General features: G+C 36.1%; 14 protein-coding genes and 2 tRNA genes. All 16 read right to left on the reverse strand.

Going from position 1 to position 13,339, the window contains the following annotated elements; all coding sequences use genetic code 11:
- Positions 1–126: 126 nt before the first annotated feature.
- The 16 genes from cimA to purM all read right to left on the reverse strand — a co-directional run bounded on the left by cimA (position 127) and on the right by purM (position 13,203).
- On the reverse strand, positions 127–1,716 hold the full coding sequence (gene cimA, locus RSTT_RS05515) for a citramalate synthase (protein ID WP_096525962.1): 1,590 nt from the start codon (positions 1,714–1,716) through the stop codon (positions 127–129).
- A gap of 140 nt (positions 1,717–1,856) precedes the next feature.
- Positions 1,857–2,099 (reverse strand): type IV pilin protein, encoded by a 243-nt coding sequence (locus RSTT_RS05520; protein WP_172412892.1) that lies wholly within the window; start codon positions 2,097–2,099, stop codon positions 1,857–1,859.
- Positions 2,096–3,433 carry an aspartate kinase gene (locus RSTT_RS05525; RefSeq protein ID WP_197701999.1) on the reverse strand — a complete coding sequence of 446 codons (1,338 nt, stop codon included), beginning with the start codon at positions 3,431–3,433 and terminating at the stop codon, positions 2,096–2,098. Before RSTT_RS05525 ends, RSTT_RS05520 begins: the two co-directional genes overlap by 4 nt.
- Positions 3,434–3,682: 249 nt before the next feature.
- Positions 3,683–4,600 carry a homoserine kinase gene (gene thrB / locus RSTT_RS05530; RefSeq protein ID WP_015423737.1) on the reverse strand — a complete coding sequence of 306 codons (918 nt, stop codon included), beginning with the start codon at positions 4,598–4,600 and terminating at the stop codon, positions 3,683–3,685.
- A 54-nt stretch (positions 4,601–4,654) separates the two neighbouring features.
- The gene (locus RSTT_RS05535; protein WP_015423738.1) at positions 4,655–4,882 is read right to left on the reverse strand and encodes a NifU family protein; all 228 of its coding nucleotides are present in this window, start codon (positions 4,880–4,882) and stop codon (positions 4,655–4,657) included.
- Positions 4,883–5,484: 602 nt separating this feature from the next.
- Complete coding sequence (locus tag RSTT_RS06290) at positions 5,485–5,658, reverse strand: hypothetical protein (protein WP_172412893.1); 174 nt, start codon at positions 5,656–5,658, stop codon at positions 5,485–5,487.
- Between the two features lie 131 nt (positions 5,659–5,789).
- Positions 5,790–6,125 (reverse strand): hypothetical protein, encoded by a 336-nt coding sequence (locus RSTT_RS05540; protein ID WP_149030058.1) that lies wholly within the window; start codon positions 6,123–6,125, stop codon positions 5,790–5,792.
- 85 nt (positions 6,126–6,210) lie between these two features.
- Positions 6,211–6,702 (reverse strand): Fic family protein, encoded by a 492-nt coding sequence (locus RSTT_RS05545; RefSeq protein ID WP_096525965.1) that lies wholly within the window; start codon positions 6,700–6,702, stop codon positions 6,211–6,213.
- Positions 6,703–6,717: 15 nt separating this feature from the next.
- Positions 6,718–6,840 carry a Fic/DOC family N-terminal domain-containing protein gene (locus RSTT_RS07160; RefSeq protein ID WP_158302861.1) on the reverse strand — a complete coding sequence of 41 codons (123 nt, stop codon included), beginning with the start codon at positions 6,838–6,840 and terminating at the stop codon, positions 6,718–6,720.
- A gap of 319 nt (positions 6,841–7,159) precedes the next feature.
- Positions 7,160–7,233: transfer RNA gene (locus tag RSTT_RS05555), tRNA-Arg, on the reverse strand.
- 283 nt (positions 7,234–7,516) lie between these two features.
- A tRNA-Glu gene (locus tag RSTT_RS05560) sits at positions 7,517–7,590 on the reverse strand.
- Between the two features lie 159 nt (positions 7,591–7,749).
- Positions 7,750–8,982, reverse strand: a complete 1,233-nt coding sequence (locus RSTT_RS05565) for an amino acid permease (protein WP_096525966.1) — start codon at positions 8,980–8,982, stop codon at positions 7,750–7,752.
- A gap of 211 nt (positions 8,983–9,193) precedes the next feature.
- Positions 9,194–10,489 (reverse strand): adenylosuccinate lyase, encoded by a 1,296-nt coding sequence (purB, locus tag RSTT_RS05570; protein ID WP_015423740.1) that lies wholly within the window; start codon positions 10,487–10,489, stop codon positions 9,194–9,196.
- A 103-nt stretch (positions 10,490–10,592) separates the two neighbouring features.
- Positions 10,593–11,216: a phosphoribosylglycinamide formyltransferase gene (gene purN, locus RSTT_RS05575; RefSeq protein WP_096525967.1), complete on the reverse strand. Its 624-nt coding sequence runs from the start codon at positions 11,214–11,216 to the stop codon at positions 10,593–10,595.
- 566 nt (positions 11,217–11,782) lie between these two features.
- Positions 11,783–12,100: a hypothetical protein gene (locus RSTT_RS05580; RefSeq protein WP_015423742.1), complete on the reverse strand. Its 318-nt coding sequence runs from the start codon at positions 12,098–12,100 to the stop codon at positions 11,783–11,785.
- A 140-nt stretch (positions 12,101–12,240) separates the two neighbouring features.
- Positions 12,241–13,203 carry a phosphoribosylformylglycinamidine cyclo-ligase gene (purM, locus tag RSTT_RS05585; protein WP_096526028.1) on the reverse strand — a complete coding sequence of 321 codons (963 nt, stop codon included), beginning with the start codon at positions 13,201–13,203 and terminating at the stop codon, positions 12,241–12,243.
- Between the last annotated feature and the right edge of the window lie 136 nt (positions 13,204–13,339).

The following is a 13,339-nucleotide window of genomic DNA, read 5'->3' on the forward strand; positions in this document are numbered from 1 at the left end:
GAAATAAGTACTGAATTAAAAGAAACAATTTCAGGCAGTCCCACAAGCTACTTCTCTAAAATCACAATAATAATCTTAGCGATCACCAGCATTGACAAAAAATATGTTTGTTGAACCTAGTTTTGATTACTTTTTACTTTTTAACAATTTATATTCGACTGAATCGGAAAGAGCCTGCCAAGATGCATCTATGATATTTTCGCTGACGCCGATTGTTCCCCAGCTTTTTGAAGCGTCGGAAGATTCAATCAACACTCTTACTTTTGCAGCTGTATTTGCGTCGCTGTTTACAACTCTCACTTTAAAGTCCATCAAAAATACGCTTTTTATATCCGGATAATATTTTATCAATGCCTTGCGCAGGCAGTTGTTTAAAGCATCGACCGGACCGTTGCCTTCCGCAACAGTATGTTCTTCTTTGCCTCTTACATCAAGCTTAACTGTCGCTTCGGAAACTATATTTCCGTCAGAATCTTTTTCAACCATAAGTCTGTAACACACTAAAGAAAAAAAGGGTTTAAAAGATCCTAAAGCTTTCTTTGTAATTAAAAAGAAAGAAGCATCGGCATTTTCGTATTGGTATCCGTTATTTTCCTTTTCTTTAACTATCTCTATAACTTTTTTAATTTTTTCAGAGGCATTTCCGTCATCAGTGTCTTTAATGCCCATTCCCATCTCATTGAACTTAGACATAATATTGCTTTTACCGGATAAATCGCTTATCAGAATTCTTCTTTTATTCCCGACAAGGGCAGGACTTATATGCTCATAAGTTTCAGGATTTCTTTCTATTGCGGAAACATGTATTCCAGCTTTGTGCGCAAAAGCATTGTTTCCGATATACGGACTTGAATCGTCCGGCACGAGATTTGCTATCTCATCAACATATCTTGAAAGTTCCGAAAGCTTTCTCACATTCTTTTTAGATATGCATTCATAATTTCTCTTAAACTCAAGAGCAGGTATTATTGAACACAAATTTGCATTCCCACATCTCTCACCAATTCCGTTTATCGTACCCTGAACCATAACGCAACCTTCTTCAACGGCAGCGATGGAATTTGCAACGGCACATCCGGAATCATTATGAGCATGTATCCCAAACTTGGCTTTTGGAAAAAAACTTATTGTTTTTCTGATAATACTCTGTATGTCGGAAGGCAGCATTCCGCCGTTTGTTTCGCATAGACAGATTATATCCGCTCCCCCGTCAATGGCGGTCCGCACTGTTTCAAGAGCATATTCTCTATTGTTTCTATAACCATCAAAATAATGTTCTGCGTCAAATATCACTTCAAGCTTTTTAGATTTCAGGAAAGCTACACTGTCAAAAATCATTTTCAGATTTTCTTCGTTTGTGGTTTTAAGCGCATATTTGACGTGCAAATCCCAAGACTTGCCGAATATACATGCCGTCTTAACTCCCGATTTAGCTATTGCATGTAAACTTTTATCTTCCGAAGCCTTGCTTCCCTTGCGACGCGTAGAACTGAAAGCCGTAAGTTTCGCATTTTTGAGTCTCAGACTGCCAAGCTTTTTCATCTGAGAAAAAAACAGTTCGTCTTTAGGATTAGAGCCTGGCCAGCCACCTTCAATATATGAAATTCCAAAAGAGTCTAAAGCTTTTGCAATTTTTATTTTATCCTCAACAGTAAAAGCTATTCCGGCTCCCTGCGAACCGTCTCTTAACGTTGTATCAAACACTGATATCTTCACTTTTACTCCTAGTTTGTATAAATAAATGTTAAGTGAGTTCCAAGCCAAGTCACTTCAATCCATTCAAAGTGACTAAAAAATACAGTTTTGTCATTGTGGATTTGACCTCTCTGCCGTTTTTAATGACGCAACAGTAACTTCTATGCAACGCGAACATCCTTGTCGCCGCTTTTATCCGCCGTAACATTTTCGCTGGAAACACCGACCGGCACTTCTTTTAAAGAAATATTTTCTACTGCGGATTCTTTAACATCAGAAATATTCTGCACCGTCTTTGTTTTTTCTATATAGCTTCTGTAAATGGGAACGGCTATAATGCTCAATATGCCTACTATACTAATCACTATTACAAATTCTACCAATGTAAATCCTTCTGATTTCACAATAAATTCTCCTGATTTTTTTTGGATAAACCAAAACTTTTATGCAGTTCCTCAACCGCCTTTACTATATCAACTTCATCGACAATACACGATATTTTAATTTCACTTGTGGAAATCATTTCAATATTTATGCCTTTTTTGTAAAGTACTTCAAACATCTGCGCCGCTACACCCGGATTGCTTTTCATACCTATGCCGATAATCGAAACTTTTGCGATATGTTCATCGCAAATAACGCTTGTACTTGTAGCCTTAAATTCAGGAATTGTCCTGTCAAGTTCCACCTGCGTTTTTTTCATATTCTGTTTGCTTACAGTAAATGAAATATCATTTTTCTTATCAACAGCTGCAGATTGAATAATCATATCTACATTAACTCCGATTTCTGCAAGTCTGCCGAAAATTTTTGCGGCAACTCCCGGAAGATCCGGCAAATCTATTATCGTAAATTTTACCTGATTTTTATCAAAAGTTATTCCTGAAATGAGCAAATCTTCCATCTGCTTCCTCCTGATTTTTTCTTCGCTTGTTATTATAGTTCCCTGATTTTCGTTGAAAGTGCTTCTCGAATGTATTTCAACGCCGAACTTTTTTGCGACTTCAACACTTCTTGACTGCAACACCTGAGCGCCAGATCCTGCCATTTCAAGCATTTCGTCATAAGATACGCAGTCAATTTTTCTTGCGTCCTTTACAATTCTGGGATCAGTAGTATATACACCCTCGACATCAGAATATATTTCACATGAATCAGCCTCTAACGCCGCCGCTAAAGCAACAGCAGTTAAATCCGATCCTCCTCTGCCTAACGTAGTTATGTCTCCGTTGGGATTTAAAGCCTGAAAGCCTGCGACTATGACGATATTGTTTTTCGCAAGCTGACCTTTAACCTTTTTCTGATTGATTTTCTTAATTTTTGCGCGCGTATGATCTGCATCCGCCGAAATTCCCGCCTGTGGTCCGGTCATAGAAATTACTCTTGAGCCTACAGAATCGATTGCCATTGCCAGAAGCGAAATTGAAATCATCTCACCAGTTGAAAGCAGCATATCCATTTCCCTAGACGGAGGATTAGACGTAATTTTGCCAGCCATTTCAAGCAAATTGTCTGTTGTATCGCCTGGTGCCGAAACCACAACGACAACTTTATTGCCGGCTTTACTTTTCGCAACTATTTTACCGGCAACATATTTTATCTTATCAGCATCTGCTACGGAAGAACCTCCGAATTTCATTACCACAAGAGCCATCTTATTTTCTCCTAAAATTACAACTATTTCAAACACGCCCAAAGACGTGTTACTCCGAGTTTGCCCCGAAATTACTATTGCCACAGCTTAGCTTCTTTCTCAAATACACTGCCCTCGAAAATTACGTACCGTGTCCACTGGATACGGGGCACTATAACCGCACCAAAAACGATCTGGTTAAAATTGAATTCGCCAGAATAAAGAAAAAACATCAATCTCTGGATGTCTGAGTCTGAGAGATTATGTCTTTTGTCACATTCTTAACTGAAGATTTCCGACAACAATTCTCAGCAAACAACAAATGAATAACGAATCTGTTAATTTAAATTACATCTAAACTTCTAAAACACCTTTAGTATCAAAATCCAGTATATGTGATTTTATCGAAATATTCTCTTTCTCCCACCTTTTCACCATAGCCTTTTGGACGTTTAACCCATCTTCCTCTTTACAAAAAGCGGCAAGCGCAGGTCCAGATCCTGAAAGAAACGCACCGTAAGCCCCGGCAGATATCGCTGCTTCAAAAACCTCATCCATAGCGGGAATCATTTTCCCTCTGTACAACTGATGAACTTTATCCTGCATGCCTTGTTTGAGAAGCGAATAATCCCCGCGGCAAAAAGCGGCCGTAAGCATCGCAACTCTTGAAATATTAAAAACTACATCCTTTAAGCCAATGCTCTCAGGCAAAATCTGTCTTGCGTGTTTTGTTCTCAGCTCAAAAGACGGAATACATAAAACAACTTTAAGTTTTGGAATAGGCAGATGCAAGACAATTCCATGATCTCCATCTCCGTCTTTACTGCACGCACACAAACCTCCGAAAACCGCCGGAGCAACATTATCGGGATGCCCTTCAATTTTAACGGCAAGATCTGCAATCTGAGATTTATCCAATTCTTTTCCGCACAAAACGTTTGCAAGAGCAATACCTCCAACTATAGCCGAAGCACTAGATCCAAGCCCTCCGTTTAAAGGAATGCCCGTTTTAATTCTTATATTCAAATTTTTTAAATTATATTTATCTTCTTCCAAAACCTTAAAAGTTTCCAACATTGACTGCCAAACGAGATTTTCCTCGCCTTTCGGAAGCAATTTTTCCCCTTCGCCATCCAATATAAAACTTGTTTTTCTAGCATTTGGAACATATTCCGATTCAAATTCATTGTATAGCGACAAAGCCGCTCCAAAAACATCAAACCCAGGACCTAGATTTGCCGTTGTTGACGGGACGCGTATTTTTATTTTCATTTTTTTACCTTTATTAATAAATTACTGCATGACTGTATCAGATGAATTAAATTTTTATATCGATTGGACATCTTTTACTTCGGGAACTGCCTGTTTAATTGTATTTGTAACGCCGTACTGCAAAGTCATAGCAGCCATAGGACAACCTCCGCAGGATCCGGTAAGTTTTACTTTCACAATTCCATCTTCGCTTACATCTATTAATTCAACATCGCCGCAGTCCGCCTGCAAGTGAGGTCTTACAGATTCTAAAGCTTTTTCTACTTTTTCTCTTAAACTCATTTTCCGTCCCCTGTCGCAATATTTTTACTTTTAAAAAAATCTTCCAAAAGCTAGCTAACTGAAAATAAATTCAATCTTTCAAACACAATTCTACTTCTTCATTATAACATAATATAAATAAAGACAAGCTTTTATACACGATTATTCGCGTTCGTTTGCCGACAAGATAATCTCAAGGTAAATATTATAAAACCCGAGTTTCAGGTTAAGCAAAATTTCTTTTACATATTATTCATTTTATTTTGTCTGCTTATGTTTTAACTTCGTCTAGTTTACCTGAAATACTTTAGACGTTTTAATAGGGCGTACATGTAAGATAAACAACCTTTATTGCACCTGACACAAGTCTTATTAGTCCATCCTTACCTACCGTAACTATAATTTATTCCTCTTTAACCTTGTCTACGACTAAGCATCCTATTCCTTTTTTGCTACACGACTTTAAAATCAAAATACCTTATATCTTCATTACTGTTCATTATGCATCATTCTAATATAAAAAACATAACTGCCACTTTTTACTCGAGTAAATTTATAATATCTGCAAATAAATATATGGAGTCGACTGTCCTTTACCCGTTATTATTTTTTTAATAAGTCCGCTATTTTCTTAATCTCCTAAGAATATTTCTCGCCGTATTCTGCGATTCTATTTTACTTTCTTCCGCAAAAACAGCTGAATTTATTATCGGTCTTTTAAAAAAAATATCAAGCGCATCTTTATAATACCGTGATTTTGTAGCTTCTTTGAATTTTTCACTTTTATGTTCGTACAACTCATTTATCTCTTTTACTTTTTTGTATTATTTTTTGTTCGCTCTTTTACAGCTGCAAAAAAGAATTCTATTCATTCCTGCCATTGGTTATTTTGAGATATGTTCCGCAATGATTCATAATACCTGTTTTTTTATTTCATTTCCAAATATACTCTTAAACCTACTAACGTCAAAAAACACACAGTCCAAACACTCCACCATCTTACTTCGTATAAAAATGCCATTTTTTTAACTTTATCCAAAGATATTTTAGCATCCTTGCTTTCTATTCCTTCCGCCTGTATTCTGTCTATTTCAATATTGTCGCGATAAATAACGGCTTCTCTGTATGTTAAAGTCCCCTCAATGCGTTTTTCCTCAAGATTTTCAAAACTATCCTTAACATTCCTTTTATCAATAATACCTCCTGCAAATGATACCTGCGATACCATCAACACACACATCAATACCGCAATTAACTTTTTCATTTTACTTTCCCCTTTTATTTTTATTACATACATTGTGTGGCACTTACACAATCATTACAATTTCCGCAACAATTATCAATTTCTGCTATTTTCTAAATATTGGCTCATATAGGTCTGTGCAAAAACCGCTTAAATATAGAAACAATGTTATCAGCATTCTGCCGTTTCCTTCGTCAAAAGGATGTATAATTTCAAGTTGCACGTGTATAACAGCCGTCTTAATAAGCCGTTCTTCCAGACTGTTTCTCAAGTAATCTTCACAATTCTTTATATATTCAAGTATGAGGGAACGTTCCGGCAGAATATAAATTGTCTGTTCTATTGATGCATCTTTTTCCCCTATAAAAACCTGTTTTATCCTGAAATCGCCGGGATGCGCAGAACTGTCCCAGCGGGAATTACGCATACGTATATACGCATTTCTTTTAAAAACGATAAAGAAAAGCTCTCTATCGTTTCTTAACTTGTCTTCTGCCCACCTCAACGTTTTCCTGTAATTCTGCAAAACATTTATCTCTTCTATTTTCCTACCATCTGTTATATTTTCACCAGCTTTGTACTCCAAAACTTCACTCATTGTTAACTTAGTGCCTTAAATTTTTGAAGATAATTCAGCATCCTTTCTTACTAACGTTGAAAGCAGTATTTCAGGATTCGACATACACTCCAACAGTCCGTCATATCTACCTATTTCAGTATTAGTTTCCCTTAACAAAATTGTTAACTTTTACCAATTAATATTTCTGACAGGCAGTTTTACAGGAATATAAGGATCCATTCACATCTCCTACTACAGTATAACATCTTCATAGCAAACTGTTTCACATATCTTTTATTCAAAACGAATAGATAACAATAGTTTTGGTTTTATTACTGTCTAATAAATTTGACCACAACTTTTATAGACTAACTTATTAGAACACAAAAATTTGAATTTTATTATGCTCTATTAAAAATCTGTTAAATATAAATTACCCGCTTTAAATATTATTCATCGGCTTTTTTATTGTAAAGAATATATTTAGATAAAAGAGCGCGCCCAAGAGGAGTTGAACCTCTAACCTTTTGATTCGTAGTCAAATGCTCTATCCGATTGAGCTATGGGCGCATAAAATATTTTTGAGTTTGGGCAACATTTACATCAGCGTCCTAATACCTGAATCATCCTATCAATATAATAGATTATGCTTTAAATATGATAAAAAGAAAAAAGGATTTAGCTGACAGTTAAGGGACTGTTGCTACCGACAAGTTTACCACTGAAAACAAACAGTCAATTAACATGAAAAACAAAACTCAAATTTATTACTGTTTAATGTTAATATGCTGTTCATACTAGAGCGTATAACTAGATAGCAGCTTGTAGTGCGTATTCAAAATATAAAGTAAAGCGCTGCCAACGGGATTTGAACCCGTGATCTCCGCCTTGAGAGGGCGATGTCCTGAACCGCTAGACGATGGCAGCAGAATAAATATTACATATCTGATTTCTCAAAAAAGCATTTAAGAGATTGTCATTATAAGAAAAATCACAGAACTAGAAAGTCCGGGACATATTTTCAGAAACCAAATACAGACATTGGAGTTGTCTTATCAGTCTGCCGCTGCAGAGTATTTATTTTTATTACATAATTTTTCCGACATAATATCCGACTAACGTAAATATACCCATAACAAAAACAAAAGCCGCTAATTTTGAACGATATATAAGCAATCTTGGAATACGCTTCATCATCATAACAGGCATCAGATATGCATATATAGCAACTATAGGCGCAGACAAAGCTCCGAGTACAAACAAAATTGAAAGATTAGAAACCGACAAAAACCATATTATGGCAAACAACACTGCAGTGCTGACATTCCTCATTTTCTCAAGATCCAGAGTGCTTTTACGCGCAGGGTTTTTCCAAGTTATGATTTGGACAATAATACCGTTCAAACCTTCTCTGGTTCCTTCAAAATGTCCAAAATACGAACTTGCTATGGCAAGAAATGAAACAACCGGAAAAATATACTGCAAAATAGGACTGTTATAAGCTAAAGAAAGTGTTGTCAGCGCATCCGTATTATTCTTGTTGGCATTAAACAGAATTTCAGGCGTAATACAAAAACATAGAGAAATCACAAAAAACATAACAAAAATCAACAAAAGAACAGAAGTCCATTTGACGACAAGATCTGTATGTTTGATTGCTTCATCAATTCTGTTGTATTGTTTTCTGTAAAATGCAGCTAGTGAAGAGCAAACCGGCGAAAAATTCATTGCGAAAACTAAAAGCGGTAAAAGCAGAAGCGAATGTTTTGTGAAATTTCTTATTGTAGTAGGTTCATAAAGAATTGATAAATTCCAATGCGGAATCATATACGCAGAAACAAAAACTAATAGAACTATCAAAGGAAATGTTAAAGCAGACGTAACAAGAACCACAGTTTTTTCATTTCCAAACAGCATCGCTGTCATAGATAAGAGAATAATCAGTGTAAGCAAAGGTCTTGATATTTCAGTAAGATGCATTTGATTAACCAAAAACGTATTTATAATATTCGTCAATCCTATAGAGTATCCAATACAAGCGCTAACAATGGATAAAAAGTAAAGAATGGATATAGTAAATCCCACTGTACGACCCAAGTCATGTTCTATTGCTCCGACAATATCTGTAGCTTCAGGACAAGAAGCAACTATCCTGGTTATTCCGCTGTGCGAAACGTAAGTAAGCGGGAAAATTATCAGCGCCAGTAATATAACAGGCCAAATACCGCCCGGCCCGGCTTGAATCGGCAAAAACAACATACCTGCTCCGACAGCAGTTCCAAAACATGTTAAAATCCATCCTCTGTCAAAATTGTTCACTTTTGATTGTTCTCCTTTTCTAAAAAAAGCAAAAACGCTAAAGATTTTAACCTTCAGCGCCTTTTCTGTTTTTTTACTAATAATATTATATTATTAGTATATAAGTATTATAATAATTTTTTTTCATTTTGTCAATCCCCAGTCATAAAAAGAAGTATCCGGCATATATATTGAAGCGTAAAGCAACCTTTGCTTTATTTAAAACACATTCCTACTCGTTAAATGTCCGTTTAAAAATATAGTCAATATTTTTAAACTGTGACTTGACATCGCAGTCTCTCTTTATCTCTTCCGCACTCAAATATTTTTTTATGTCCCAGCTTTTTAAATATGCTTCTTCCAAAGATATTTTATTATCTCTTGCGTCAAAAGCAGCAGCCTGAACCACCGCGTAAGCATCTTCTCTAGACATTCCTTTATCTACAAGAGAAAGCAACAGCGTGCCGGAGAAAATAACGTCTTTTGTTTTATCCATATTTATCTGCATATTTTCGGGATAAACATTAAGTCCAGACAACAAAGTCTGCATTCTTATAAGCATATAATGCGAAATTATAGAAGCATCGGGAAACATAATTCTTTCCGTAGATGAATGGCTTATATCGCGTTCATGCCAAAGGGCAATATTTTCCATTGCAGTTGCGGCATAACCTCTCAGAAGTCTTGCGAGACCGCATATATTTTCAGAAATTATCGGATTTCGCTTGTGAGGCATTGCCGACGAGCCTTTTTGTCCTTTTGTAAAAGGTTCTTCGGCTTCCACAACTTCAGTTTTCTGCAGATGTCTTATTTCCGTTGCAATTCTTTCAAGAGCTGAACCTAAATGAGCAAGCGTTGAAAAATAAATTGAATACCTGTCGCGCGGAATAATCTGTGTCGATACAGTCTCCGGCTTTAAACCCATTTTTTTACACACATATTCTTCAACTTTCGGGTCTAAGTGCGCCATAGTCCCTACTGCGCCGGAGATTTTCCCGTAACTTACAGTTTCAAGAGCAAAATTGAGTCTGTCTAAAGATCTCATAACCTCACAGTACCATGAAGCCGCTTTCAAACCAAATGTCATAGGTTCTGCATGAACGCCATGCGTTCTTCCCATTATGGGAGTCATCTTATATTTCTTTGCCAAGTCGGATATTATAACAGTCAGCTTCTTTGTTTCGCCAATAAGCAGTCTCGACGCCTGTTTTAACTGTGCCCCGGTAGCAGTATCCAAAACATCGGAAGAAGTCATACCTAAATGCAAAAACCTGCCATCGGGACCAGTAGTCTCAACAACTGCGGTCAGAAAAGATATTACATCGTGTTTAACGGTAAGCTCGATTTCATTAATTCTTTCAACGTTAATTTTTGCTTTTTTCTTTATTATTTCCACAGCTTTTTCAGGAACCGTGCCGAGTTCTGACATAGCCTCAGCAGCAAAAATTTCAACGTCAAGCATTTTTTTAAATCTATTTTCATCTGACCAGATAGCAGCCATTTCAGGTTTTGTATAACGCCGTATCATTTTCTAACCTCTTATATTTATTTATTTTAATCTGAAAATTTACTTAAACCCTGCTTGCGCATAATAAAAACTTTTTTACCCGTATTGAAAATCTCAACCGTTCTCAGAGTTCGTTTTCAACAACTTTTTTTATTGCTTCCGGATATATGCGGTGTTCTACAGCTAAAACTTTCTTCGCAACATCTTGCGGAGTATAGCTCTTAAACACTTCAACTTCCCGTTGTATAACTATTTTCCCGGTATCATATTCTTCTTCCACAAAATGCACTGTTACTCCGGATTTTTTTTCTCCGGCTTTCACAACGGCTTCATGAACATGATACCCGTACATTCCTTTCCCGCCGAATTTCGGCAGAAGAGCGGGATGTATATTCAACATTCTGCCGCGGTAAACATCCATTATTTCTTGTCCTATCATTCTCATATAACCGGCAAGACAGACAATATCCACTTTTGTGTTCTGCAGTTCTTCTAATATTGCGCCGTTAAAAGATTTTTCATCTTCAAAATCCTTTCTTTCTATACAAACGGCTTTTATATTCTCATTTTCTGCCCGCCTAAGAGCGTAAGCGTTCGGATTATTTGAAATAACCAAAACAATTGCAGCAAGTCCTTTTAAGATTCCTCTATTTGTGGAATCTGCTATAGACTGCATATTAGAACCAGAGCCGGAAACTAAAATTGCAAGACGTTTCACAATATAACCTCTATTTTTTCTCTCTTTCATTATTGTAATGATACTACGAGACAAGAACCTTTAAGGGTCAAGAAAATCAAAATTAAATTCCTCGCGGCGCAAAATATTTTATCGCTTATTGATTTAACCAGCCTTATTTCCTTACAGCTTGTGAAAATATAACCGTTTCCTATTGGGATATTCCCGCTTAAGTCTATTTTTATTCCATAAATTAATAAGAAACGCTACACTGCCAAAAAACAGCCCATTAAAGTTTTTTATGTCAGTATCCTGCCCTGTATCAATTAAGTGAAGGATGCCTATGGCTGCAATCAACTCCAAAAGAGAAATATTAGAATCACATAAGAAAGCTATTAAGCCGCATGCTATAAACGTTAATGTCCAAAATACTGATCCTATTCTTTTTTCTTTAACTCATTCTTTTAAAAAAGGCAGTTGCAAGAGTTTCTACATCTATTCTTTTAGATTTTTCTATGCCTGCAAAAGATACCTGCTGAACATATTTTAAAGTTTTGTAAAGCATACTTACTGCACAACCGGAAAAAAATAATACACAAAACTAGGATTATAAACACTTATATCTAAGCGAAAACTTATTAAAAATGCACAAATAAAAATAAAAAAGCAGGTATTACCACTACATGTCCTATTGTCAGTTTAATTGGTTCTATTTTCTTATACTTTCTTTTTCTTTCCAATTTCATTATTTTTACTTTTTCCTCACTTTCTAGTTTCCTTAATCTTTTCATTTCATATATCAGCAAATCAGTTCTATTCTCTTTTGACAAACTTCCAATTTTTTCCAAAATTCGATCTAATTCTTTCTGTCGCTTCATTTTTTCATCTTCAATACTTTTTAATTCCAACTTTGAATTTTCATCCGCATAAATTAAAGAATCTCCCAGCAGCGTCACAGATAAAAGAAATATTGCAACAGACAGACTGATTCCCGCTGTTTACAAAGTCAATACTACCGTAAAAACATGCCTGCCAATTGATATGTCCATTTCTTTAATCCGCGCCCGCTTAAAACTCTTTCGATTTAATATTCACATTATACAAGTTCAACGCCTCTTTCGCCTTTTTTAACACAACCTATTGCCTTTGCACCTTTAAAAAACTCTTTTACCTGCAAAGCAATTTCAGAATGCACAATTAAAACCATGCCTATTCCCATATTAAGAGTCCTGTAAATATCTTTTTCCGACACTCTGCCCTTTTCCTGAATAACTTTAAAAATCTCAGGAACTCTCCATGAATTTTTTTCAATAACAACCCTGACATTTTCAGGCAAAATCCTTTCTATTTTATCGTAAAAACCTCCACCTGTAATATGAGCAATGCCGGCTATATTTCGTTCTTTTGAATTAAATTTTGCAAGAGACGCAAGAACTTCCTTAACATAAATCCTTGTAGGAGCAAGCAGCTGTTTTGAGTACTTTTTTAATTCGCCGTCCGAAAAAACCTTTCTTATAAGAGAATAACCGTTTGAATGCGGTCCGCTCGACGGCAACCCTATTATAATATCGCCGGACTTTATTTTACTTCCGTTTATTTCTCTATCTTTTTCAATTATTCCTACCGAAAAACCCGCTAAGTCGTACTCGCCGTCTTTATAAAAGTCGGGCATTTCGGCAGTCTCGCCACCGATAAGCTGCGAGCCAGACAACTCGCATCCCTTAGCTATGCCTCTAATAACCTGTTCCGCCCGATCTACATTAAGTTTACCGCAGGCAAAATAATCTAAAAAGAAAAGAGGCTTTGCCCCTGCACATATTAAATCGTTGACATTCATTGCAACCAAATCTATTCCTACCGTATCATGCTTATTGAGCATGAACGCAATTTTCAGTTTTGTTCCCACACCATCTGTTGAACTCACAAGATTATATTTTGTTCCTGCAATAGGAAATAACCCGCCGAATCCTCCGATTTTGGGGAGTTTCTTTTTAAGTCTTTCCACAAGCTCATTCCCGGTATCGATATTGACGCCTGCTTTTTTATAAGTTATCGCCATTTTATTCCTCTTTTTGTTTTGTCCGCTGATTTTTATATTAGCATTTTTCAATAAACTTTTTTATCATTTTAAAATTTTCTGTATTCTCAAAAAGAGCCAAATCCCCAATTTCCTTTTTTACGGCGCAATAATTTGA

It is taken from the genome of Candidatus Endomicrobiellum trichonymphae, assembly GCF_002355835.1.
Lineage (GTDB): Bacteria > Elusimicrobiota > Endomicrobiia > Endomicrobiales > Endomicrobiaceae > Endomicrobiellum > Endomicrobiellum trichonymphae.